This is a genomic window from Serratia sp. CoH_134_PS_4, assembly GCF_058190535.1.
Window position 1 is genome coordinate 132,329 of sequence record NZ_JBXWKI010000006.1, and the last position, 24,126, is coordinate 156,454.

The window sequence follows — 24,126 nt, forward strand, 5'->3', positions numbered from 1 at the left end:
TTCGGCTTACAACTTTCGTCACAATTATTGGGCGGAATAGCGGTGGTTTAAGATTGGTTGATGTTACTTTATAACAATAATGAGTATCGTTTGATGATGAAGTTACGTTTTATTCTGGCTGGTTTTCTACTGTTATGCAGTGCCGGCGCTGTCGCTCACCCGCACAGCTTTATTGATATGAACACCACCTTTGTGGTGAAGGATCAACAGCTGGTTGGCTTGAAAATGGTTTGGGTTATGGATGAAATCACCTCGGCAGATTTGCTGTACGACGCGGAGAATGCCAAAAGCGATTCAGAGGTATGGAAAAAGCTGGCAGCGCAGGTCATGGCCAATGTGCTTGGTCAGCATTATTTCACGGATATGTACCGCGACGGCAAGCGGGTGAAATATTTGAATTTGCCGACGGAATACCATTTGTCACGCCAGGGGCATCAGGCGGTGCTGGAGTTTGTGTTACCGCTGGCCGAGCCGCAACCGCTGGCGGGCAAACCGTTTGAAATCTCTACGTATGACCCAACCTATTTTGTCGATATGACCTACAAAGATAAGGCCGCACTGCACTTGCCGCCAGAAATGGCATCGCAATGCAAGCTCAAGCTGATGACACCTAAACCCAATTCGTCTTTGCAGGCCTACGCCTTGTCCCTCGATAAGAACGATTCACCCGGCGAAGATATGGCGCTGGGGCAACAGTTCGCCCAACGGGTCAGTCTGCAATGTCAATAAACCTCAGCCAGCAGGCGGCGCGTAAGCGACACTGGGCTTTCAGTCTGTGGCCATTGCTTTTGTTTGCACTGTTGCTGGCGTTGGGTGCGCAGTTGGCGTGGCACTATTGGCCGCAGTTGTTGATGCAAAGTGTGGTGTGGCAGAAAGGGCTGCACCAGCAGTTGGCCGGTCTGCTACAGCAGGTAAAAGCTGCACCGCAGCAGGCCGGGCTGGCGTTGATGCTGTTTAGCCTGAGCTACGGCGTGCTGCATGCGCTGGGGCCTGGTCACGGCAAGGTGGTGATTGCCACCTATTTGGCTACCCATCCGGCACGGCTGAAAAGCAGCCTGAAACTGACCTTTGCTGCGTCGTTGGTACAGGGGTTGGTGGCGATTGCACTGGTGACGCTGATGCTGGTGGTGTTGCAACTGTCATCACGGCAACTGCACCAAAGTAGCTTCTGGCTAGAGAAGGGCAGTTTTATTCTGGTGATGCTGCTTGGGGTATTACTGAGCTGGCGTGCCTTGAAGCGACTTTACCGCGCGGTGAAAACCCTGCGTCCGTCGCCGTCGCTGCGAATTAACAGCCTGCAACCGTTGCCGGCGGATCACGTTCACGATGAACATTGCGGCTGTGGCCACCGGCATATGCCAAGCGACAGTGAATTACAGGCGGGCAGCGACTGGCGCACACAGGCCGCTATCGTGCTGGCTATGGGGATGCGCCCATGTTCGGGGGCGATATTGGTGTTGTTGTTTTCCAAAGTAATTGGTGTCTTTATCTGGGGCGTTGTTTCGGCGTTGGCGATGGCGCTGGGCACCTCGCTGACCATTTCATTGTTGGCTCTACTGGTGCATTACAGCCGTCGACTGGCGGTGCGCCTAAGCCGTTCACGTGCCCCTGCTGCCTGGAGTGCCGTGGCGTGGGGGTCGTTGGCACTGGCCGGTGGTTTGATTTTGTTATTCGCTGGGCTGCTGTTATACGTCAGTGCCCAACCGGAGTTCGGTGGCGGTATCCGGCCTTTCTCCCGCTAACGGGCATAAAAAAAGCGCTGCAATCATTGCAGCGCTTCAATATTCAAAACAGGTTCAGGCGTCGTGAGCGCCGGCAGTTTGCGGACGGCCAGCGTAATAGCCTGAATTAACGCTTCAGCGCTTCGCTCAGTTCTTCACGCATGGTAGAAAGCATGGCTTTCACTACGCGCGGGTTACCCGCTACCACGTTGCCGGAGCTTAAGTGGTTGTGTCCGCCGACGAAGTCGGTCACCAGGCCGCCAGATTCACGCACCAGCAGTTCGCCTGCGGCGAAATCCCATGGCTTCAGGCCAATCTCGAAGAAACCGTCAACGCGACCGGCAGCCACATAGGCCAGATCCAGCGCGGCAGAACCGGTGCGACGGAAGTCGGCACACTGAGTGAACAGTTTACCCACGATGTTGATGTAAGGTGTTGCGTGCTGCTTAACCTTGAACGGGAAGCCGGTAGCCAGGATGGTGCCATCCAAATCTTTGGCATTGGTGCCACGCAGGCGGTAACCGTTGAGCTGCGCGCCCTGGCCGCGAGTTGCGGTGAACAGTTCGTTACGCATTGGATCGTATACCACAGCGACTTCAGTACGGCCTTTAATGCGTACGGCGATGGAAACTGAGAAGTGTGGGAAACGTTTGATGAAGTTTGATGTGCCATCCAGTGGATCGATCACCCATTGTACATCTTTGTCTTCGCCGACCAATTCGCCGCGTTCTTCGGTAACAATGCTATGTTGCGGATAGGACTTGCGGATGACGTCGATGATCAGATGCTCTGCATCGCGATCGACGTTAGTGACGAAGTCATTGGTCCCTTTCTGGCTCGCTTCTACAGCGTCCGGGGTTTCGTAGTTTTTGGCAATCAGGTTACCGGCCTTGCGCGCAGCGCGCACGGCGATAGTCAGCATCGGATGCATGGGTATCTTCCAACTAGGATGTTAAAGAACAGGAAACGGCGCGAAGTATAGCAGGTGTTCGGCAAATTGCCTATGGCTGTGTTAAGATGCTGTGATTTTCCGCTACGCTCAGAGTTTGTATGCTGCATAACATCCGCATTGTTCTGGTAGAAACTTCCCATACCGGCAACATGGGCTCGACCGCCAGAGCCATGAAAACCATGGGGTTAACCAACCTTTATCTGGTTAATCCACTGATAAAACCTGATTCTCAGGCGATCGCCCTGGCCGCAGGGGCCAGTGACGTGATTGGCAACGCCACTATCGTTGATACGTTAGATGACGCCATTGCCGGCTGTAGCCTGGTGGTCGGCACCAGCGCGCGTTCACGTACCTTGCCATGGCCGATGCTGGAACCGCGTGAATGCGGCGTACGCGCCGTGCACGAAGGTGAGCACGCGCCAGTCGCGTTGGTATTTGGTCGTGAACGTGTCGGTCTGACGAATGATGAGCTGCAAAAATGCCATTATCACGTCGCCATTCCGGCTAACCCAGATTACAGCTCGCTGAATTTGGCGATGGCAGTGCAGATCCTGGCGTACGAAGTCCGTGTGGCTTACCTCGATCGCCAACAGGCAGGCGTGCCGCCGTTGGAAGAGACGCCATATCCGCTGGTGGACGATCTTGAACGTTTCTATCAACATCTGGAACAAACGCTGCAGCACAGTGGCTTTATTCGCCCGTCACATCCGGGGCAGGTCATGAGCCGTTTGCGTCGTTTATTCACCCGCGCGCGACCAGAAGCGCAAGAGCTGAATATCCTGCGCGGTATGCTGACGTCGATCGAGAAACAGGACAAACATCAAGGTAATTAATTTGATGCGTTGTAACGGCTCGCGGTAATAGTATTAGTTATCCAATGGTTATAATATGTATTTTTTATGCATATTATCTAGCTTAGTTCAAAATGTGCTAATACTTGAGTAAATTACTAGGTTAAATAGTTGACTGATTTACTCGGGAATGTCAGACTTTCGGCCATGTTTGACCAACAGGTAACCATTAGCTATGAGACTGACATCCAAAGGCCGTTATGCCGTAACCGCTATGCTTGACGTGGCATTGCACTCCCAGGAAGGGCCCGTACCTCTGGCGGATATTTCTGAGCGCCAAGGTATCTCGCTCTCTTATCTGGAACAATTATTCTCCCGTCTGCGTAAGAATGGCCTGGTGGCCAGCGTACGTGGGCCGGGCGGTGGTTATCTGCTGGGGAAAGACGCGAGTGAGATTGCCGTTGGTGCAGTCATCACTGCTGTCGATGAATCGGTAGATGCAACCCGTTGCCAGGGTAAAGAAGGCTGTCAGGGTGGCGATCGCTGCCTGACCCATACCCTGTGGCGCGATCTGAGCGAGCGCATCAGCGGGTTCCTGAACAACATTACGCTGGCTGAACTGGTGAACAACCAGGAAGTGCTGGTGGTGGCGGATCGTCAAAATAATGATACCCGTCGCACGGCCAACGGTCGTCCGCAAGAAACTATCAACGTTAATCTGCGCGCATAAGCAGCTGGCGATATTTTTTTAGTTTTTGGAAGTGATGTACGGAGCACAAGAGCAATGAAATTACCGATTTATTTGGACTACTCAGCAACGACGCCGGTTGATCCGCGCGTTGCTGAGAAAATGATGCAGTGTTTGACTCTGGACGGGACTTTCGGTAACCCGGCTTCCCGTTCCCACCGTTTCGGTTGGCAGGCGGAAGAGGCGGTAGATATCGCCCGTAACCAAATTGCTGAACTGGTTGGCGCTGACCCGCGTGAAATCGTGTTCACTTCCGGGGCAACCGAATCTGACAACCTGGCGATCAAAGGTGCGGCCAATTTCTATCAAAAGAAAGGCAAGCACATCATCACCAGCAAAACCGAACACAAAGCCGTGCTGGACACCTGTCGCCAGCTCGAGCGTGAAGGCTTTGAAGTGACCTACCTGGCACCGCAGAGCAACGGTATCATCAGCCTGCAGGATCTCGAAGCGGCGATGCGTGAAGACACCATTCTGGTCTCTATCATGCACGTGAACAACGAAATTGGCGTGGTGCAGGATATCGAAGCCATCGGCGAAATGTGCCGTGCACGTGGTGTCATTTATCACGTTGATGCGACCCAGAGCGTAGGTAAATTGCCTATCGACCTGAGCAAATTGAAAGTCGACCTGATGTCGTTCTCCGGCCACAAAATTTATGGCCCGAAAGGCATTGGTGCGCTGTACGTGCGTCGTAAACCACGTATCCGTATCGAAGCCCAGATCCACGGCGGTGGCCACGAGCGCGGTATGCGTTCCGGCACGTTGCCTGTGCATCAGATCGTCGGTATGGGCGAAGCTTACCGTATCGCCAAAGAAGAAATGCCGACAGAAATGGCACGCTTGCGCACGCTGCGCGATCGTCTGTGGAACGGCGTGAAAGATATGGAAGAAGTGTATCTGAACGGTTCGCTGGAGAACGGCGTTCCTAACATCCTGAACGTCAGCTTCAACTATGTTGAAGGTGAATCGCTGATCATGGCCTTGAAAGACCTGGCCGTATCTTCGGGTTCTGCCTGTACCTCCGCTAGCCTTGAGCCATCTTACGTGCTGCGCGCGTTGGGAATGACCGACGAGTTAGCGCATAGCTCGATCCGTTTCTCTCTGGGGCGTTTCACCACAGAAGAAGAGATCGATTACACCATTCAACTGGTGCGTAAATCCATCGGCCGTCTGCGCGATCTGTCTCCACTGTGGGACATGTTCAAGCAGGGCGTGGATATCAACAGCATCGAATGGGCACATCATTAATTCTCAGGATTCAGGAGCAAGGTCATGGCTTACAGCGAAAAAGTAATCGATCATTATGAAAACCCGCGTAACGTGGGTTCCTTCGACAACGAAGATCCTAGCGTTGGCAGCGGCATGGTGGGTGCACCGGCCTGCGGCGACGTGATGAAGTTGCAGATCAAGGTCAACAATGAAGGTATCATTGAAGACGCGCGTTTCAAGACTTACGGCTGCGGTTCCGCCATCGCTTCCAGCTCGCTGGTGACCGAATGGATGAAAGGCAAGTCTCTTGATCAGGCTGAAGCGATCAAAAACACCCAGATCGCCGAAGAGCTGGAATTACCGCCGGTAAAAATTCACTGCTCTATCCTGGCTGAAGACGCCATTAAAGCAGCGATTGCCGACTACAAGAGCAAACATAGCGCCAAGTAATCATTGTGTAGGGGCGTTGCATGTCGCGCCCGCATTCAGCGGGGCGAGTCTATTCACCCCCTGCACCGGTTAGCTCCCCACACCTGTTTTGCTACGGGTTGGGGATATTAAGTATGAGGTTGTGATGTCAATTACCATGAGCGACAGCGCTGCACAGCGCGTTCAGGCATTTATGGATAACCGTGGCAAAGGCCTTGGCCTGCGTCTGGGGGTGAGAACCTCTGGCTGCTCCGGGATGGCGTACGTGCTGGAATTTGTTGACGAAATGAACGATGACGACATCGTTTTTGAAAACAAAGGCGTTAAGGTGATCATTGACGGCAAGAGCCTGGTCTACCTTGACGGCACCGAGCTTGATTTCGTTAAGGAAGGTCTGAACGAAGGCTTCAAGTTCAACAACCCAAATGTCTCAAGCGAGTGCGGCTGCGGCGAAAGTTTCAACGTCTGACAGTCCATCGTGCTCCCCCGCCAGGCGCGGGGGAACTTCATCCGATAACGCCCAGAGCACGCTATGGATTACTTTACTTTATTCGGGCTGCCAGTTCGCTATCCCGTGGACGGCAGCCTGCTTGCATCTCGCTATCAGGATCTGCAGCGCCAATTCCATCCCGATCGTTTTGTCAGTCAGCCAGAACGCGAACGCCTGATGGCGTTGCAACAGGCGGCAACGATCAATGAAGCCTACCAAACGCTGAAGCACCCATTAAAACGCGCGGAGTATATGCTATCTTTGCACGGTTTTGATTTGAGCAACGAGCAGCACACTCTGCGTGATACCGCGTTTCTGATGGAACAGCTTGAGTTACGTGAAGAGCTCGATGCCATTGAGCGCAAAGCGGACGCGGAAAGCCTGTTGGCCAGCTTTGGTGCACGGGTGAATGAGACGGTCAAACAGCGCAGTGCGCTGATGGTGCAACAGCTGGATAGCCAGCAGTGGGTTGATGCCGCCGATACCGTGCGTAAGCTGCGCTTTTTGGACAAACTCCAGCAACAGGTTGAACAACTCGAAGAAAAACTGCTGGGTTTTGAGTAATTCTTTTCATTTATACCCAAAATAATTGGCGTTGCATCAAGGCGGAAAATTTGTGAGTCCTCAGGAGCATAGGTCACTATGTGACTGGCGCGAATAAATGCAGCCAACAAAGATGCAGCTTCAAGTATGAAGGATATGGGAAGCTTCAATATGGCCTTATTACAAATTAGTGAACCCGGCCTCAGCGCCGCGCCACACCAGCGTCGTCTGGCAGCCGGTATTGATCTGGGCACCACCAATTCTCTGGTTGCTACCGTGCGCAGTGGGCAGGCGGAAACGCTGGCCGATGCCGAAGGGCGCGATTTGCTGCCGTCGGTGGTGCACTACCAGGCAGACGGGTTGCGTGTTGGCTGGGATGCCCGTCAGCAGGCGGCACAGGATCCTGCCAACACTATCAGCTCAATCAAGCGCATGATGGGCCGCTCCCTGGCCGACGTGCAGCAGCGTTACCCGAACCTGCCGTACCAGTTCCAGGCCAGCGATAATGGCTTGCCGATGATCCTTACCGCCGCCGGTCCGGTTAACCCGGTTGGCGTTTCCGCCGATATCCTCAGAGCGCTTGCCGCTCGCGCGCAAACCGCGCTGGAAGGGGATCTCGATGGCGTGGTGATCACGGTTCCTGCCTATTTTGATGATGCACAGCGTCAGGGGACCAAAGACGCGGCGCGTCTGGCCGGGCTGCACGTACTGCGTTTGCTGAATGAACCTACGGCTGCGGCAATTGCCTACGGTCTGGATTCTGGGCAAGAAGGCATCATCGCGGTTTATGATTTGGGCGGTGGTACCTTTGATATTTCTATTCTGCGGTTGAGCCGTGGCGTGTTCGAAGTGTTGGCTACCGGCGGCGATTCTGCGCTGGGCGGCGACGACTTTGATCATTTGCTGGCCGACTGGCTGCGTGAGCAAGCCGGTGTGGCTGACCGTAGCGATCACGGTGTGCAGCGCCAATTGTTGGATGCCGCCATCGCCGCCAAGATTGCGCTGAGCGATGCCGACAGCACCACCGTTGAGATCGCCGGCTGGCAGGGGGAAGTGACCCGCGCGCAGTTTGACGCGTTAATCGCCACTCTGGTTAAGCGCACCCTGATGGCCTGCCGACGTGCGCTGAAAGACGCAGGTGTGAGTGCCGAAGACGTGTTGGAAGTGGTGATGGTTGGCGGTTCTACCCGCGTGCCATTAGTGCGTGAGCAGGTAGGTACGTTCTTCGGCCGTACGCCGTTGACGTCGATCGACCCAGATAAAGTGGTCGCCATTGGCGCCGCGATCCAGGCTGATATTTTGGTGGGTAACAAGCCAGACAGCGACATGCTGCTGCTGGACGTGATCCCATTGTCACTCGGTCTGGAAACCATGGGCGGTCTGGTTGAGAAAGTGATCCCGCGTAACACCACCATTCCGGTGGCGCGTGCGCAGGAGTTCACCACCTTTAAAGACGGCCAAAGCGCGATGATGATCCACGTGCTGCAGGGCGAGCGTGAGCTGGTGCAAGATTGCCGTTCGCTGGCCCGCTTCTCGCTGCGTGGTCTGCCACCATTGCCTGCTGGCGGCGCGCATATTCGCGTCACCTTCCAGGTGGATGCCGATGGCTTGCTGAGCGTCACCGCGATGGAGAAATCCACCGGCGTTGAGGCATCAATTCAGGTGAAGCCGTCGTATGGCCTGTCTGACGCCGAAATCGCCGGGATGATCAAAGATTCGATGGCCAATGCGCAGAGCGACGTTGGCGCACGCATGCTGGCCGAACAGCGGGTTGAGGCATCCCGGGTGCTGGAAAGCCTGCAGGGTGCACTGGCTAGCGACGCCGCGTTGCTGAGCGACGCCGAAAGTACGGCAATTACCGCAGCGGTGGAAGCGTTGCAACAGGCGACGCAGGGCACCGATCCTGCCGCTATCGAAGCCGCAATAAAAACACTAGATGCACAAACGCAAGACTTTGCCGCGCGCCGCATGGATGCTTCCATTCGCCGTGCGCTGGCTGGCCATTCTGTGGATGAGGTTTAATCATGCCTAAAATTGTTTTCCTGCCCCATCAAGATTTATGCCCGGAGGGGGCAGTACTGGAAGCCGAACAAGGGGAGTCAATCCTCAACGTTGCGCTGCGCAACGGTATCGATATTGAGCACGCCTGTGAGAAATCTTGCGCCTGCACCACCTGTCACTGCATCGTGCGTGAAGGTTTCGATTCTCTCGAAGAGAGCAGCGAACTGGAAGACGACATGCTGGACAAGGCCTGGGGGCTGGAGCCGGAAAGCCGTCTGAGCTGTCAGGCGCTGGTGGCTGACGAAGATCTGGTGGTTGAAATGCCACGCTACACCGTCAACCATGCGCGTGAAGGGTGAGGAGACAGTAGAAATGGGACTGAAGTGGACCGACAGCCGTGACATCGGCGAAGCCCTGTACGACCAATACCCGGATACCGATCCGAAAACCGTACGTTTTACCGACATGCACCAGTGGATTTGCGATCTGGAAGATTTTGACGACGATCCACAGGCTTCCAATGAAAAAATACTGGAAGCGATCCTGCTGGTCTGGTTAGATGAAGCGGAGTAAATAGCGTAACGGGCTGCCAATGGCGGCCCGTTTATTTTGTATCCGACACTATTAATAAAAGAATAATCCGGAGTAAGAAGGCTATGACAACTGAATTCATGCTGGTAACGCTGTCGAACCAACCTGCCGACGCTCGCTGGGGCGAAAAAGCGCTGCTGAGCACCGGTGCAGAAGGGATGACCATCCATCTGACCGGTAACGACAAACTGGGTGGCATTCAACGTGCCGCCCGCAAGATCGACGGCCAGGGCGTCAAAAACGTCAAACTGGCGGGAGAAGGCTGGGATCTGGAAAACAGCTGGGCTTTTTGGCAGGGTTTCCGTGGGCCGAAAGGCAAGCGCACCGTTGAGTGGGCAGAGCTGCCGGAAGCAGACCGCAAAGAGCTGGAACAGCGCCTGAAGATCGTTGATTGGGTGCGCGACACCATCAATATGTCGGCAGAAGAGTTGGGGCCAGAGCAACTGGCTACCCGTGCGGTCGACTTGATGTGCGACGTCGGTTGCGACGCCGTCAGCTACCGCATTACCAAGGGTGAGGACCTGCGTGAGCAAAACTACGCCGGTATTCACACCGTGGGCCGGGGTTCTGATCGCTCACCTGTGCTGTTGGCGCTGGACTTCAACCCGACCGGCAACCCGGAAGCGCCTGTGTTTGCCTGCCTGGTGGGTAAAGGTATCACCTTTGACACCGGCGGCTACAGCCTGAAACAAAGCGCCTTTATGGACTCCATGAAAGCGGATATGGGCGGTGCGGCGACCATTACCGGTGCATTGGCGTTGGCGGCGGCTCGTGGTCTGAAGCAACGTGTGAAACTGTACCTGTGTTGTGCCGACAACATGGTCAGCGGTAACGCCTTCAAACTGGGCGACATCATCCGTTACCGTAACGGCAAAACCGTTGAAGTGATGAACACCGATGCAGAAGGGCGTCTGGTGTTGGCCGACGGTCTGATCGACGCGTCTGAGCAAAACCCACAGTTGATCATCGACTGCGCCACCCTGACCGGGGCGGCGAAAACGGCGGTGGGTAATGACTACCATGCGCTGTTCAGCTTTGATGACGCTCTGGCACAAGAACTGCTGGCCAGTGCTGCCGCTGAGCAAGAGCCTTTCTGGCGTCTGCCGCTGGCTGAGTTCCACCGCAGCCAACTGCCGTCTAACTTTGCTGAATTGAACAACGTTGCCGGTCCTGCCTACACTGCGGGTGCCAGCACCGCTGCCGCATTCCTGTCACATTTCGTGAAAAACTACCAGCAAGGCTGGGTGCACATCGACTGTTCTGCGACTTACCGTAAAGGCGCGGTGGAGCAATGGTCAGCGGGTGCAACCGGTTTGGGTGTCCGTGCCGTGGCCAACTTGCTGCTGAGTAAAGCCAAATAATTGAATGCCCACCCAGGTGGGCGTTATACCCGTCATCTTTCACGTTGCAGCGTTGTTACCTGCGCTAGCTGGGCGCCAGGCTGCAAAATGAAAGCTATAAGGTATAGAATGCCGTTTACCCTCGGGGCCCAGCATGCTGGGCCCCGTTATTTGATTGCTGGAGTTTGCATGAGTTCTCACCATCACGATACCGCCGCAGGCGAAAACGAACTTGAACGCCTGTTGAAGCTGGCGGTGTCAGAGCCGGCCCACCGTCCGGCATTCTTCCGCGAATTGCTTGACGCTACGGTACTGATCCTCGGTGACAGCGAACAGGTACAGCAGGGTGGTGACATCACATTGAACGCCGATACACCGGTGAATATTCAACACTGGGAGAAACAAGACGGCGGGAGCATCATTCCATTCTTTACCTCGGTCGACGTGCTGCAAAAGGCCGTTGAGGATGAACAGCCGTTCATCGCTATGCCGGCCCGGGTATTATTTGAGATTACCCAGGGTGCGGATCTGTTCCTCAACCCGAAGGCCGAGTACGGCAAAGAGTTTTATCCTGAAGAAGTGGCAATGCTGTTGGCGACTGGCGGTGTCAGCAAACCCGCAGAACGCTATATCGACAAGGATACGCAGATCCTGCTGGGCCAGCCGGAAGAGTACCCGTCTGCGATGATCGATGCCTTGACCACGCTTTTCAGTCAACGCAAGCCGGTACGCCGCGCCTTTTTGGCACTGATGCATGATCAGGCGGTGGATGAAAAACCGAATCTGCTGATTGGGCTGGAAGTGGATGGTGAGCAAGGCGATATCGAAGCACTGATCAACGAAGCGGGTAGCGTCGCCAGCGAAACGGCGCCTAATGATGAACCCGTGGATTTTTGTCTGGTGTCGGAAAAGGAGCGCGGGGTCAGCCACTACCTGATCACCCACACTCAGCCTTTCTATCAACGCCGCTGGGGCAGCTGGTTGCGTAACATTATCCCGTCGACCGATAAGACGCAGTAACCTCTTTGGCCTACCGAGCGGCGCGCAGGCCGCCGGTAGCCGTTATCTCGTTGTACCAAACGGCATTAAGGTTTTAACCGGGCAAGCCCCTCAATGGCCCTTTCAAGATATTGACGCGGGCAACCGAGGTTGATGCGTATAAACCCTTTTCCCTGCTCACCGAAGCTGATGCCCATTGAGGCGGCGATCTTTGAATGCTGGATCAGCGCTTGTTGTAGGGCGTTATCATCCAGGCCCAAAGCGCGACAATCCAGCCAGGCAAGGTAAGTGCCTTCGGCTCGAGTCATTTTGCACCATGGCGCGGTATGGGCTAACGCTTGTTCAAACCAACGCCGGTTATCGGCCAGATAACCTTGCAAGTCATCAAGCCAAGCTTCGCCCTGTTGATACGCGGCCGTTGCGGCGGTCATCGACAGCGCATTGAATACATCTAAGCCATGCGCATTGAGGCGTTCGATAAACGCATTTCTGGTGTGAACATTGGGGATGAGGAAGTTTGAGATACGCAGTGACGACAAGCCGAAGCTCTTACTGGCGGACGTCGCCGAAATCAGATTGTCATGCCAGGCGTCGTCCAGATGCAGTACCGAGGTGAAGGTCTCGCCCGGCAGCAATAAATCGGCCCAAATTTCATCGGAAATAACCGTTACGCCATAGCGGCTGCACAGCGTCATCAACTGAGTCAGTTCACTATGGGTCCAGCAGCGCCCCGTCGGGTTATGCGGGTTGCAAAGCAGCAGCAGCGGTGGTTTCCGCTGCTCGAAACAGGCCTCCAGATGATCGAAGTCGAACTGATAGCCTTGTGCGCTTTCTCTCAACGGATTTTCAAGGACTTCTCGGCCATTCATGGAAATTATTTTGGCGAAAGATCCATAGTAAGGGCCCTGGATAACGACCGGATCTCCAGGCTGACTGAGCAGTTGGATCAAGATCGCCAAGCCTGGGACGACACCCTCGATAGAAGTGAACCACTCACGTTGCAAAGGCAGATTGTGCCGGTTAGCGAACCAATCCATAGCTGCCTGGTAGTACTGAGCGTCACGTTCACTGTAGCCAAATATGCCGTGTTCAACACGGTTGTACAGCGCTTGCCGGACTTCCATAGGGCACTGGAAGTCAAAATCAGAGACCCACATCGGCAAAAGGTCTGTTTCATCGAGTTGCAGATAGCGATCGATAAAGTCCCATTTCACCGATCCGGTATTATGGCGGTTGATGATCTGATTAAAATCGGTCTGTTTCACGTCAGGCTTCCTCACGCTGTAAATCGTTCTGTGGCTGTATTTTGGCAATCCCGAATCCGGTAAACCCATAAATCAAAGCGAATACCACAGCGGCGTAGCATTGGATTGCCCAAGGGAGTAAATCCAGTGTGCTGACACCCAAGGTAGTTGCCATATAAATGCCGGCGGCGGTCCATGGGATTAAAGGTTCGATGACGGTGCCTGCATCTTCCACGGTTCGTGACAGATTCTTATTGTCTAAACCCATGCGGCGATAGGCTCCTTTGAAAAGCTCGGCAGGGATGAGCAAGGCCAGCTTTCCATCGCTAGTGGCACCGGTAACCAGGATCGTGGTCGCAACCGTTGCGGCGATCAGTTGGCCGGTGGTATGAACCACTTTCAGCAACCGATTGATGATCACGGTCAGCGCTCCGGTTAGCGTTAATGCACCCGCAAAGGAAAATGCGCAGAAGACCAGCAGAATGGTGCTCATCATGGAGAACATACCGCCCCGGTTGAGCAGACGTGGAACATCCTCGACGATGCCGGTAATGCTTTGCCCCTGCACTGTAAACATTGAAAGATTAAAACCATCCATCAACGCGTTTAGGCCTTGTTGCAGATTGAACCCCTGAAGGAATACACCAATGGCAATCGCCAGAGTGCAGGCCGCCAGCATGACGGGGATCACGGGACGTTTGGTGACGGCGCCCCACAGTACTAAGGCCGGCGGCAAGATTAACAGCAAGTTGAAGTGATACAGACCTTCCAGCGCCGTGACGATCTCGGTCACTTTTTCCGGCGTAGCCGCGCTGCCAACGGCGCTGGTGTGCCCGGCGATCAGATACACCACCGCGGCTAAAACGAAACTCGGTAATGTTGTATACATCAGGTGCTGAATATGGCTGTAGAGATCGGTATCCGCGACGATAGCCGCGAAATTGGTGGAGTCAGACAACGGGGAGATTTTGTCGCCAAAGTAGGCGCCGGAAACCACTGCGCCGGCAGCGGCGGCCAAGGGCACATCCAGGCCGGCAGCGACGCCCATCAACGCGACCCCTACGGTCCCTGCGGCGCCCCAGGACGTCCCGGTACATACGGAGATCACACTGGTAATGAAGAACGCGGCGATCAGGATATATTGTGGGCTGATCAGTTTTAAGCCCCAATACACCATGTAAGGAATGGTGCCACTGAACATCCAGGTACCGATCAGCCCACCAACACAGATCAATATCATGATCACCGGCATTGCCTTGGCTAACTTGGCAACGATAGCGTCAATAATGTCGTTCCATTCGTATCCTTGCCAGTAGGCCAGGGCGGCGGCGATACCGGCGGAGACCAACAGTAACGGCTCGATACGCAGGCCAAACTGACCGTAGCCTACGATGAGCAGCAGTAGCATCGCCATAATGGGCAGCATCGCTAGCCCCAGGTTGAGTTTCTTCTTGTCATTCATTTACAACTCCGGTTAGGGATGAGGGTGTGATGCAAGCCTAGTGAATTCGTTATGAATGAATTGTGAGCGCGGGCAACTGTCCATGTAATCGGTTTCATGGCGTGGGGTTCTGTGAGCCATCTCTCGCTTAATGACCTTGTTTTCTTGATTTAGCCTATTTTTCGAGGGAAGCGACCGAGTCTCGCAGGATAAGCTCAGCGGTAAACATGTTGTTCTGGGGGGTTACAGCGGTACCGGAATTAAGCTGCAGTGCCAAATTAGCTGCGCGTCGGGCCATTTTTTCAACTGGGTAATGCACGGTGGTGAGTGACGGATGAAGGTATTTTGCTAAAGCGACATCATCAAACCCGACGATCGAGAGATCCCCTGGCAGGTTCATGTGATGTTGGCGGAAGGTGCGCATCATGCCAGCGGCCATCACGTCATTGAATGTCAGTGCTGCGGTGAACGGGTGCTTGCTGGCCCGTATTTTTTCCGCGGCTAATTCACCCCCCTGTTCGTTGAAGGGGACGCTGATGATCCAAGAACCCGGTACCGAGATCCCGGCATGGGCCATGGCCCCTCGATACCCTTCCAGACGCTGTTTTCGGTCATCGATCGGTAAGTCTGTGGTGATACAGGCGATATTCCTGTGACCATGCTCGATAAGCATTTGGGTGGCGGCCCGCGAGGCACTGACATTGTCCAGCCAAATGCAGCGATTGGCGATGGCGGGCAAATAGCGATTAATCACCACCATGGCAGGGGTATGGGCGGCGTAGCGCAAAACGTCGGCATCGCTCATTCGAGTAACGTGAGCAACAATGGATTCGCAACCCTGATTAATCAGAAAGTCGAGGCCGTTCTTCTCCAGCTCGGCTTGATGCCCCCCACTGCAGACCATCAGTTTTACACCGCCTCTGCGGGTGACATCCTCCACACCTCGTGCGAGCCGTGAAAAAAAAGGGTCGTCGAGATTACCGGTCAATAAACCCAGCATATTCCCACTTCTTTTGGCCAGAGCCAGCGCGGCGGCATTACGGTGGTAATTAAACTCACGCATGGCCTTCTCAACGCGCTCGCGGGTTACCGGCTCAACATAGGCGGTGTTATTGATCACCCTGCTGACGGTGGCTGTTGATACGCCAGCGCGTCGGGCAACCTCTTTCATCGTGGCCATATCGTCTCCTGCACAAGGCTGTGGTTGCGCTTTCCATTAAAGGGGAAATTGGGCTGGGTCTGATGCTAACAGCACTGCTATTATTCATCCATATTCGGATATTGCGTATACCCGTCATATTTCAAGCTGCATCTTTGTTGGCTACGCTTGCTCACCCGAATCACTTACTTGCGTAAGTTCATCGGGCCTCGCGCTCTTGCCGTCTCGATGCAACTCGAACTATTTAGGGTATAGATCTATGTCGCGCAAACGCTGCCAGGGAGTTAAACGATGAAACCATGCCGTTCAGGGGCATTCGCATCAGGCAAGAAACTTTGTCAGGGGATCGCATTGGCGGGGGGCCTGCTGCTGCTGGCCGCCTGTGATGACGGTGGTAAAACGCCAACAGCAGCGCAAGCTGATGCACAGGCAAGCGGCGTCACGCAGGCCAAACGGCCTGATGCTGCTGCGCTGGCGGCGTTGGCGAAGCGCGATGCCGGCAAGCCACTGACGTTGCTTGATGCCTCCGAACTGCAACTCGACGGTGCGAGTGCCATGGTGTTGACGTTTTCTTTGCCGTTGGAGCCTAATCAGGATTTTGCCGCACGCGTCCATTTGGTCGACAGTGTCAGCGGTAAAATTGACGGTGCCTGGGAACTGTCAGACAACCTGATGGAGCTGCGGCTGCGTCATTTGCAGCCTAACCGCAAACTGGTGCTGACCATTGAGAGTGGCCTTAAAGCGGTCAATGGTGCTGAGCTGGGTAAACAGCAGGAACAGACCATTGCCACCCGCGACATCAAACCGAGCGTCGGTTTTGCCGGGAAAGGTTCATTGCTGCCGACTAAGTTGGCTGCAGGTTTGCCGGTCATGGCGTTGAACGTCGACAATGTCGACGTTAATTTCTTCAGGGTGAAAGCGGATGCCTTACCGGCATTTCTGGCTAACTGGGAATACCGCAACGCGCTTTCCAGCTGGGAGTCGGAAGAGCTGCTGAAAATGGCCGATCTGGTCTACAGCGGTCGGTTTGATCTTAACCCGCAACGTAATACCCGCGAACGCCTGCTATTGCCGCTCAGTGGCATCGAAGCCTTGCAGCAGCCAGGGGTTTATCTGGCGGTGATGCAACAGGCCGGGCATTACGGTTATACCAATCCGGCGACCCTGTTTACCCTCAGTGATATCGGCGTTTCACTCCACAGCTATCACGACCGTCTGGACGTGTTCACCCAGGCGCTGGACGGCGGCGGCGCATTGGGTGCCGTTGAACTGCGCCTGTTGGATGAAAAAGGCCAAACGCTGGCTCAAGGTTCCACCGATAAGCAAGGGCATGCTCAACTGGCGAAAAGCAGTAAGGCGCGTTTGTTGTTGGCTACCCAGCAGGGCCAGACCAGCATGATTGATCTGTCGACGCCGGCATTGGATTTGGCTGAGTTCGACATTGCCGGGCCTGAAGGTTACAACAAGCAGTTCTTCGCCTTCGGTCCGCGCGATTTATACCGTCCAGGTGAAACACTGATCGTTAATGGCCTGCTGCGTGACGCTGACGGCAAGCCCTTGCCGGCTCAGCCGGTGAAGGTGGATATCGTCAAGCCGGACGATCAGGTGGCGCGGAGCTTTGTCTGGCAGCCGCAGGATGGCCTGTACCAATACCAATATCAAATCCCCGAAAATGGGCCGACAGGCAACTGGTCACTGCGCTTTAATCTGGGCGATAACCAGCCGCGGTTGTACAGCTTTAAGGTAGAGGATTTCCTGCCGGAGCGTATGGCGCTGGACATCACCGCAGAGAAAACCCCGCTGAGTCCTGACGCGCAGCTGGTGTTCGATATTACCGGCCGTTACCTCTACGGCGCTCCTGCTTCGGGCAATCGCCTGCAAGGGCAGGTATTCCTGCGGCCACAGCGTGAAGCGGTCAGTAGCCTGCCGGGGTATGAATTCGGGTCGGTGACAGAAGAAAGCCTGTCACGCAATATGGATGAGTTCGATCAGGCGTTGGATAATGCCGGCAAGGCACAGGTGGCGATAGACAGCAGCTGGGCAGAGGTGAAATCCCCACTGAAGGCCATCTTGCAGGCCAGCTTGCTGGAGTCTGGGGGGCGTCCGGTAACCCGCCGCGCCGAGCAGGCGATCTGGCCTGCCGATGCGCTGCCTGGCATTCGGCCATTGTTCAACAAACAACAGATTTATGATTATCGTAGCAACAGCTATCAGGCCCAGCCCGTGGTGGATGAAAATACCCAGGCCGGTTTTGATATCGTCTATGCCAATGCTGCCGGTGAAAAGCTGGCGGTCAATGGATTGAAAGCCCGCTTGGTGCGTGAACGTCGCGACTATTACTGGCAGTGGTCAGAAGGTGAGGGCTGGCAGTCGTTGTACGACAAGAAAGATCTGCCGTTGGCGGAGCAAACCATCGATATTGCTGCCAATGGCAGCGCCAAGGTCAGCTTCCCTGTGGAGTGGGGCGCCTATCGTATTGAGGTGGTGGATCCACAAAGCAATCTGATCAGCAGCCTGCGTTTTTGGGCTGGCTACAGCTGGCAGGACAACACCAACGGCAGTGGCGCAGTGCGCCCGGATCAAGTGAAGCTGAAGTTGGATAAGCCGGCCTACAAGCCGGGCGAAAAAGTGAAACTGCATATCGAAGCGCCCGCCGCCGGTAAGGGGTATCTGCTGGTGGAATCCAGTGACGGCCCGTTGTGGTGGCAGGAGCTGGACGTACCTGTCAAGGGGATTGATGTTGAGGTGCCAATCAACCAAGACTGGAAACGCCATGATCTGTATCTCAGCGCATTGGTGATCCGCCCGGGCGATAAACAACAGCAGTCGACGCCGAAACGAGCCGTAGGGTTGTTGCATCTGCCATTGGTGGATGAGGGGCGCAAGCTGGCGCTGACGCTGGACGCTCCGCAGCGTATGCGCCCGAACCAGATGCTGACGGTAAAAGTGAAGGCCGCTCACAGCAATGGTAAACCGCCGCAACAAATCAACGTGCTGCTTTCCGCGGTGGACAGCGGCATCCTCAATATCACTGACTATGTGACGCCGGATCCGTATCAGGCCTTCTTTGGCCGCAAGCGCTACAGTGCCGATCAGTACGATGTTTACGGCCAACTGATCGAAGGCAAAGGGCGTCTGGCTAACCTGCGTTACGGCGGCGACGGCGATGACGAAGATGCATTGTCGCGTGGCGGGAAAAAGCCGATCACCGCGGTAACCATTGTCGCCCAGCAGGCGCAGCCGGTTAAGCTGGACGCCAACGGTGAAGGTGAAATCCAGATCGCGATTCCGGACTTCAACGGTGAATTACGCCTGATGGCGCAGGCGTGGAGCGACGAAGACTTTGGCAAGGCGGAAAGCAAGACCGTTGTTGCCGCACCGGTGGTGGCCGAATTGGCGACACCGCGCTTCCTGGCGGGGGGCGATACCACCCAATTGGCGCTGGATGTCAGCAACCTGTCCGGGCAACCGCAAACCTTGGCGGTAAAATTGGCTTCCAGTGGGTTGGTGGCATTGCAGGGGAGCGCGGAGCAACAGGTTAGCCTGGAAAATGGCCAGCGCACCACGCTACACATTCCTGTGCAGGCGTTGGCGGGCTTTGGGCAGGGCGACGTGTCGCTGACGGTCAGCGGTTTGGTGCTACCGGGAGAAACGTTAAAAGACTACCAGCATACCTGGAAGATTGGCGTGCGGCCGGCCTATCCGGCACAAACCCGCCAGTTCGCCAGCGTCATTCATGCCGGTGAAAGCTGGGGTCTACCGGCAGATGCCGCAGCAGGGCTTGTGCAGGCGACAACGGAAGGGCAGTTGTTGTTGACCAGCCGTCCTCCAATCAACCTCGCCCGCTATATCAGCGAGCTTTATGCTTATCCTTACGGCTGCCTGGAACAAACGACCAGTGGGCTTTATCCGTCGCTGTATACCAACCGGGCACAGCTTAGTGCGCTGGGCATCAAATCCGGCAGCGATGAAAGCCGGCGCAGCAGTATCGATGCAGGCATCGAGCATCTGCTCAGCATGCAGCGCTATAACAGCGGTTTTGGCTTATGGGACCGCGACAGCCAAGAGGAGTTTTGGCTGACGGCTTATGCCACTGATTTCTTGTTCCGCGCCAGTGAGCAAAACTACAGCGTACCGGCTGACGCCCTGACGGCGGCCAACAACCGCCTGCAGCGCTATTTGCAGGATCGCAGCCAGATCGACGTTGCTTCCACTCAGTACCCGGATCACACCCGGTTTGCTGTGCAGGCCTATGCTGGTTTGGTACTGGCGCGCCAGCAACAGGCTCCTCTGGGTGCGCTGCGACAGCTGTACGAACGCCGTGCGGACGCTCGCTCTGGCCTGCCGTTGGTGCAACTTGGCGTGGCGCTGAAGTTGATGGGGGATATGCCGCGAGCCAATCAGGTGATCGAACAAGGGTTGGCTACGCAGCGTAATGCCAAGGATTACTGGCTGGAAGATTACGGCAGTCCATTGCGTGATGATGCGATGATCCTGGCGCTGTTGACCGAAAATAATCTGCTGCCGGCCGAGCGTGACCAGCGTTTACTGACGTTGTCAGAGCGGCTTAACGGTGAACGTTATCTGTCTACGCAGGAGAGCAATGCGTTATTCCTGGCTGCGCGCAACCTGATTGGCAGTGCGGAAACGCCATGGCAAGCGCAAACGGCGCAGGGCAAGACCCTGTCTGGCAGCCAGGCGCTGACGCAGAACCTCTCTGCGGAACAACTATCCGCCGGATTACCGCTCACAAATACCGGCAAGGGTACGCTGTACAGCCGCGTTGATCTGGTCGGTTATCCGCAGCAAGCACCACAGCCGCAAAGCAATGTGCTTAACATTCGTCGTGAGTTCCTTGGGCTTGACGGCAAAGCGGTGGATCTGACCCAACTGAAAAGTGGCCAATTGATCTTGGTACACCTGGATGTCTGGGCAGATAACCAGGTACCGGATGCGCTGGTGGTTGATCTGCTGCCCGCCGGGCTGGAACTGGAGAACCAGAACCTGGGCGACAGCAGCGCCAGCTTGGGTGAAAGCGCCAGCAGCGTGACTGAGCTGTTGCAGGACATGCAGCAGGCCGACATCAAACATCAGGAGTTCCGTGACGATCGCTATGTGGCGGCGGTGAATATTGACGGTTACCGTCATACCACGTTGCTGTATTTAGCGCGTGCGGTGACGCCGGGCAGTTATCTGGTGCCAGCACCGCAGGTGGAGTCGATGTATGTTCCTGCCTGGCGTGCGCTGGGTGCGACGCCGCAACGGCTTGATATCGCCCAATAATCCCTTTTGCCCCGCCCCGGTAGCTTCTCCGGCGGCGGGGTAAGAGAGTGATGCCTTATCGATGAAACGATTTTTCACCCCTCTACGTCGCCGTAGCGCAATCGGGTTGCTGGCGATTTTCCTGCTGCCCGCTTTGCTGTGGCTGGCGGACCGGCTGTGGCCGCTCCCCTTAAAAGATGCCGAGATGGCGCGCGTCGTCGTCGCGGAAGACGGCACGCCATTGTGGCGTTATGCAGACAGTGACGGCGTATGGCGTTATCCGGTCAGCCTGCAACAGGTATCGCCCTATTATCTGCAGGCGCTGTTGACCTATGAGGATCGTTGGTTCTATCAGCACCCAGGTATTAACCCCTTGTCGCTGGCCCGTGCGGCCTGGCAGGATTTGCGCAATGGACAAATTGTCTCTGGCGGCAGCACCTTGTCGATGCAGGTTGCGCGTCTGATTGATCCCCATTCACGTACGCTGGGCGGTAAAATGCGGCAGGTGTGGCGCACAGCGCAGCTTGAATGGCATTTGTCGAAGGATCAGATCCTCGAAATCTACCTGAACCGCGCACCTTATGGCGGCACGTTGCAGGGCATCGGTGCCGCGAGTTGGACTTATCTGGGCAAGCCCCCCTCGGAACTGACACGCGGTGAAGCGGCATTGCTGGCGGTACTGCCCCAGGCACCCAGCCGTTTACGGCCGGACCGCTACCCGGAGCGGGCACAGGCTGCGCGTGACAAAGTGTTGGAACGGCTGGCGTATTACCAGGTTTGGCCGGCTCAGCAAGTGGCTGAAATTCGTCAGGAAGCATTGTGGCTTGCCCCGCGTCAGGTGCCGCAATTGGCTCCGTTACTGGCGAGGCGCATGACACAGGGCAACCACAATCAGGTTGTCACCACCACGCTGGATGCCACGTTACAGCGGCGGCTGGAGGAGTTGGCGCGCGGCTGGAAGAGCCAATTGCCTGAGAAAACCTCTGTGGGCGTGCTGGTGGTTGATCACGCCAATATGAAAGTGCGTGCCTATCTGGGCTCGTTAGACTTGAACGATAACAGCCGTTTTGGTCATGTCGATATGGTTTCAGCCTGGCGTTCGCCGGGATCAACGCTCAAACCGTTTTTGTATGGGTTGGCGATGGATGACGGCCTGATCCACGCCGAGTCGTTGTTGCAGGACGTGCCACGCCGTTTTGGCGACTATCGGCCCGGCAATTTTGATACCGGTTTCCACGGCCCGGTCAGCGCCAGTGACGCACTGTCGCGTTCGCTTAATCTGCCTGCGGTACAACTGCTGGAGGCCTATGGGCCGAAACGCTTTGCTGCCAACCTGCGTAATGTAGGCGTTGAACTGCGCCTGCCTGCGCACGCCGACCCGAGTCTGGCATTGATTTTGGGCGGGGCCGGTGCACGGTTGGATCAGTTGGTCGCCGGGTTCAGTTCTCTGGCTCGGCAAGGCAGGGTGGCACCGCTGCGTTTTACGCCTCAGCAAGGGTTGTCTGATCGTCAATTGATGTCACCGGGGGCCGCCTGGATTGTGCGGCGAATCCTGGCGGGAGAGGCTCGCCCGTTGCCGGATGATGCATTGCCCGCCACTGTCCCCCTGGCATGGAAAACCGGCACCAGTTACGGGTATCGCGATGCCTGGGCCATCGGTGTCAATGCGCGCTATACCCTGGGGATTTGGGTGGGGCGGCCTGATGGGACACCCGTCGCCGGGCAGTTCGGCTTTGCCACGGCGGTGCCACTGCTGAATCAGGTCAATAACCTGCTGCTGACCTCCTTACGGCAGCGTGGCGAAGGGATCCCGGTGGATCCACGCCCTGCCAGCGTCAGTCGTGCGGTGATTTGCTGGCCGGGCGGTCAACCGCTCCCCGCGGGTGACAGTAACTGTCGCCAGCGTCGCCTGAGTTGGATCCTTGACGGAACTATTCCCCCTACGTTGCCCGCACCGGGCCAGGAAAGCATTCTGGGCAGCCAACCGCTGGTATGGTTAAACCCGCGTGGACAACGGGTTGCCGCAGATTGTCCAGGGGCAACGCCGCGGCGGTTGGCGCTGTGGCCCACGCCATTGGAACCCTGGCTGCCTTTGGCTGAACGCCGTGCTCAGCGTTTACCGGCGGTTGATCCACAGTGCCCGCCGTTGCAGCAGCAGGAAGCGCCACCGTTACTGATGCTGGGTGTGCGCGACGGCGCATTGCTGCGTCGCTTGCCCGGTAAGCACGCGCTGGATTTGCGGGTCAGCGCTCAGGGGGGCAGTGGGCAGCGTTGGTGGTTCCTGAACGGCCAGTTAGCCGGGGAAGGGGAGTCGTTGTTGCAGACACTGACACAACCGGGCCGCTATCAGCTCAGCGTGTTGGATGAAAGCGGCCAGGTCGCGCTGCGTGAATTTACGCTCGATTAGGCGGGGTTTTGGCAACCTGGGCGTTGGGCCGCAAAGTGAAGAATGAAGATAATAATTTTTTAATGAAATGTTGATTTTCCCGTAGGCAAGCGTTAACAGCACACATATAATCTGCGCCACTTGAGAAGGCCGGCACCCTGTTTGCAGACCGGTCTATTTTGGAAGTTATTATAGAGGCCATCATGACTGTAGAACGTACCTTTTCCATCATTAAACCAAACGCTGTAGCTAACAACGACATCGGCGCAATCTATGCGCGTTTTGAGCGCGCAGGTTTCAAAATCATCGCATCCAAAATGCTGCGTCTGACTCGCGAGCAAGCAGAAGGCTTCTACGCTGAGCACAAAGGTCGCCCATTCTTCGATGGTCTGGTTGAGTTCATGACTTCTGGCCCGATCGTGGTTCAGGTTCTGGAAGCGGAAAACGCAGTACAGCGCAACCGTGACATCATGGGCGCAACCAACCCAGACAACGCACTGGCTGGCACCCTGCGTGCTGACTACGCGGACAGCTTCACGGCTAACGCCGTGCACGGTTCTGACGCAGTAGAATCTGCTCAGCGTGAAATCGCTTACTTCTTCAACGAAAGCGAAATCTGCGCACGTTAATATAGCCGCCGCCCTTCAGGCCGCGGGAGCGAAGATATTCGCCCCGATTGGCACGGGCGCAGCCTGCAGCGTCTCCACTCAACAAGGCATTCACCGGCTGAAACAATAAAAATGCCTTGAATGCCTTTCAGACGTGGAAAGCTGCTACTAAAATTTGTACAATGCCGCGCCCCTGATGAGTCGTCTTG

Annotated in this window: 20 protein-coding genes; 16 read left to right on the forward strand and 4 right to left on the reverse strand. The window is 55.8% G+C overall.

What is annotated here, in order from left to right:
• The first annotated feature begins 60 nt into the window (after positions 1-60).
• Positions 61-729: a DUF1007 family protein gene (locus tag AC2FCQ_RS11785; RefSeq protein WP_490308281.1), complete on the forward strand. Its 669-nt coding sequence runs from the start codon at positions 61-63 to the stop codon at positions 727-729.
• Entirely contained in the window at positions 720-1,742 is a 1,023-nt protein-coding gene (locus AC2FCQ_RS11790) for a nickel/cobalt transporter (protein WP_209638378.1), read from the forward strand. The genes AC2FCQ_RS11785 and AC2FCQ_RS11790 overlap by 10 nt, the downstream gene beginning before the upstream one ends.
• Positions 1,743-1,848: 106 nt before the next feature.
• Here AC2FCQ_RS11790 and suhB read toward each other — a convergent pair whose 3' ends face one another.
• On the reverse strand, positions 1,849-2,652 hold the full coding sequence (gene suhB, locus AC2FCQ_RS11795) for an inositol-1-monophosphatase (RefSeq protein ID WP_209638376.1): 804 nt from the start codon (positions 2,650-2,652) through the stop codon (positions 1,849-1,851).
• Between the two features lie 119 nt (positions 2,653-2,771).
• Here suhB and trmJ point away from each other — a divergent pair, with 119 nt between their 5' ends.
• From trmJ to sseB, 11 genes are all read left to right on the forward strand, one after another.
• Positions 2,772-3,506, forward strand: a complete 735-nt coding sequence (trmJ, locus tag AC2FCQ_RS11800; protein WP_037417502.1) for a tRNA (cytosine(32)/uridine(32)-2'-O)-methyltransferase TrmJ — start codon at positions 2,772-2,774, stop codon at positions 3,504-3,506.
• Positions 3,507-3,699: 193 nt separating this feature from the next.
• Positions 3,700-4,194, forward strand: coding sequence for a Fe-S cluster assembly transcriptional regulator IscR (iscR, locus tag AC2FCQ_RS11805; RefSeq protein ID WP_006318200.1), 495 nt, complete (start codon positions 3,700-3,702; stop codon positions 4,192-4,194).
• A gap of 54 nt (positions 4,195-4,248) precedes the next feature.
• Complete coding sequence (locus AC2FCQ_RS11810) at positions 4,249-5,463, forward strand: IscS subfamily cysteine desulfurase (protein WP_209638374.1); 1,215 nt, start codon at positions 4,249-4,251, stop codon at positions 5,461-5,463.
• A 24-nt stretch (positions 5,464-5,487) separates the two neighbouring features.
• Positions 5,488-5,874 (forward strand): Fe-S cluster assembly scaffold IscU, encoded by a 387-nt coding sequence (gene iscU, locus AC2FCQ_RS11815; protein ID WP_012146333.1) that lies wholly within the window; start codon positions 5,488-5,490, stop codon positions 5,872-5,874.
• 124 nt (positions 5,875-5,998) lie between these two features.
• Positions 5,999-6,322 (forward strand): iron-sulfur cluster assembly protein IscA, encoded by a 324-nt coding sequence (iscA, locus tag AC2FCQ_RS11820; RefSeq protein WP_037417508.1) that lies wholly within the window; start codon positions 5,999-6,001, stop codon positions 6,320-6,322.
• Positions 6,323-6,385: 63 nt separating this feature from the next.
• Positions 6,386-6,907: a co-chaperone HscB gene (hscB, locus tag AC2FCQ_RS11825; protein ID WP_490639883.1), complete on the forward strand. Its 522-nt coding sequence runs from the start codon at positions 6,386-6,388 to the stop codon at positions 6,905-6,907.
• 150 nt (positions 6,908-7,057) lie between these two features.
• On the forward strand, positions 7,058-8,908 hold the full coding sequence (gene hscA / locus AC2FCQ_RS11830; RefSeq protein ID WP_490308279.1) for a Fe-S protein assembly chaperone HscA: 1,851 nt from the start codon (positions 7,058-7,060) through the stop codon (positions 8,906-8,908).
• Positions 8,909-8,910: 2 nt separating this feature from the next.
• Positions 8,911-9,246, forward strand: a complete 336-nt coding sequence (fdx, locus tag AC2FCQ_RS11835) for an ISC system 2Fe-2S type ferredoxin (RefSeq protein WP_061808324.1) — start codon at positions 8,911-8,913, stop codon at positions 9,244-9,246.
• Between the two features lie 13 nt (positions 9,247-9,259).
• Positions 9,260-9,460 carry a Fe-S cluster assembly protein IscX gene (gene iscX, locus AC2FCQ_RS11840; RefSeq protein ID WP_209638368.1) on the forward strand — a complete coding sequence of 67 codons (201 nt, stop codon included), beginning with the start codon at positions 9,260-9,262 and terminating at the stop codon, positions 9,458-9,460.
• Positions 9,461-9,543: 83 nt separating this feature from the next.
• Positions 9,544-10,839, forward strand: a complete 1,296-nt coding sequence (pepB, locus tag AC2FCQ_RS11845) for an aminopeptidase PepB (RefSeq protein WP_209638359.1) — start codon at positions 9,544-9,546, stop codon at positions 10,837-10,839.
• Between the two features lie 168 nt (positions 10,840-11,007).
• A complete protein-coding gene (gene sseB / locus AC2FCQ_RS11850) occupies positions 11,008-11,838 on the forward strand; it encodes an enhanced serine sensitivity protein SseB (RefSeq protein WP_209638356.1) in 831 nt (276 codons plus the stop codon).
• Between the two features lie 65 nt (positions 11,839-11,903).
• On the opposite strand, the gene AC2FCQ_RS11855 is transcribed toward sseB, so the two are convergent.
• From AC2FCQ_RS11855 to AC2FCQ_RS11865, 3 genes are all read right to left on the reverse strand, one after another.
• Positions 11,904-13,082 carry a MalY/PatB family protein gene (locus AC2FCQ_RS11855; RefSeq protein WP_490308278.1) on the reverse strand — a complete coding sequence of 393 codons (1,179 nt, stop codon included), beginning with the start codon at positions 13,080-13,082 and terminating at the stop codon, positions 11,904-11,906.
• Between the two features lies 1 nt (position 13,083).
• Positions 13,084-14,523 carry a Na+/H+ antiporter NhaC gene (gene nhaC / locus AC2FCQ_RS11860; protein ID WP_490308276.1) on the reverse strand — a complete coding sequence of 480 codons (1,440 nt, stop codon included), beginning with the start codon at positions 14,521-14,523 and terminating at the stop codon, positions 13,084-13,086.
• 154 nt (positions 14,524-14,677) lie between these two features.
• Positions 14,678-15,682: a LacI family DNA-binding transcriptional regulator gene (locus AC2FCQ_RS11865; protein WP_209638351.1), complete on the reverse strand. Its 1,005-nt coding sequence runs from the start codon at positions 15,680-15,682 to the stop codon at positions 14,678-14,680.
• A gap of 270 nt (positions 15,683-15,952) precedes the next feature.
• Here AC2FCQ_RS11865 and AC2FCQ_RS11870 point away from each other — a divergent pair, with 270 nt between their 5' ends.
• The 3 genes from AC2FCQ_RS11870 (at position 15,953) to ndk (ending at position 23,938) form a co-directional block, all read left to right on the forward strand.
• Entirely contained in the window at positions 15,953-20,944 is a 4,992-nt protein-coding gene (locus AC2FCQ_RS11870; protein ID WP_490308275.1) for an alpha-2-macroglobulin family protein, read from the forward strand.
• Positions 20,945-21,005: 61 nt separating this feature from the next.
• Positions 21,006-23,330 carry a peptidoglycan glycosyltransferase PbpC gene (gene pbpC / locus AC2FCQ_RS11875; protein WP_490308274.1) on the forward strand — a complete coding sequence of 775 codons (2,325 nt, stop codon included), beginning with the start codon at positions 21,006-21,008 and terminating at the stop codon, positions 23,328-23,330.
• A gap of 182 nt (positions 23,331-23,512) precedes the next feature.
• Positions 23,513-23,938 carry a nucleoside-diphosphate kinase gene (gene ndk, locus AC2FCQ_RS11880; RefSeq protein WP_202671266.1) on the forward strand — a complete coding sequence of 142 codons (426 nt, stop codon included), beginning with the start codon at positions 23,513-23,515 and terminating at the stop codon, positions 23,936-23,938.
• Positions 23,939-24,126 lie beyond the last annotated feature (188 nt).